Source organism: Anaerotruncus colihominis, assembly GCF_010206195.1.
Classification (GTDB): Bacteria; Bacillota; Clostridia; order Oscillospirales; family Ruminococcaceae; genus Anaerotruncus; species Anaerotruncus colihominis_A.
This window is the reverse complement of the sequence record NZ_VIQT01000037.1, coordinates 1-730: the sequence shown is the minus strand read 5'-3', so window position 1 is coordinate 730 and position 730 is coordinate 1. Positions and strand designations below refer to the sequence as shown.

Genomic DNA, 730 nt, shown 5'->3' with positions numbered 1-730 from the left:
CGCGTGTACAGCGCGCCAGCACGCGCGAAAACCGGAAAACCATGTCTACCGCGCCATACTTACGGGCCGCCCGCTGCGTTTTTCAAAGATCTCGCCGCGTTCAATTTTAATATCCTTGGGCGCGTCGATCGCAAGCTTGAGGTCGCCATTCTGCTTGACCACCCGCACGAAAATATTCTCGTTGATCACCACATATTCGCCGACGTTCCTGCCAAGAACCAACATGGCCGCACCTCCTTATGCGCAAAACGAAAAAATCCAAGTGTGGCAAAAAGTACACCTTTTGCCACACCTGGATTCTTTGGAACCTAGGCTGTGCTTATGGATAGTCTGACAGAGATGATTCGTCGGATTGCCTAAATAAATGCAACTGTTTTTGTGAAAAGACAAAAATGGAAGCGTGTGACAAAAAGTGTACCTTTTGTCATGCGCTTCTATTTTTTATATTCGTATCGCCTGGGAAAAACTAAAGCGAAATCAATAAAAAATTTCTCTTGCTTTTTGCGTGCACGCTTTTTTGCCCGCTGGCATACAGTGGAACAGCCCAACATGCACAGACAGGAGGATTTTTATGCCGATTATCTATCTCAGCCCCTCCACGCAGGAATGGAACCATTATGTAAACGGCGGTACGGAAGAATACTATATGAATCTGATCGCCGATGCGATGGAGCCATATCTGCGCTCATCCGGTATCCGCTGGACACGCAAGTATCCGCTGGACACGCAA

The 730-nt window shown here is 47.8% G+C and carries 1 protein-coding gene and 1 pseudogene; one reads left to right on the top strand and one right to left on the bottom strand.

Annotated elements, in window-relative coordinates:
• Positions 1-45: 45 nt before the first annotated feature.
• Positions 46-225, bottom strand: a complete 180-nt coding sequence (locus FMM72_RS16925; RefSeq protein WP_160210546.1) for a carbon storage regulator — start codon at positions 223-225, stop codon at positions 46-48.
• Positions 226-571: 346 nt separating this feature from the next.
• On the opposite strand from FMM72_RS16925, the pseudogene FMM72_RS17290 reads away from it, so the two are divergent.
• A pseudogene (locus FMM72_RS17290) lies at positions 572-730 on the top strand (peptidoglycan hydrolase); the annotation flags it as partial.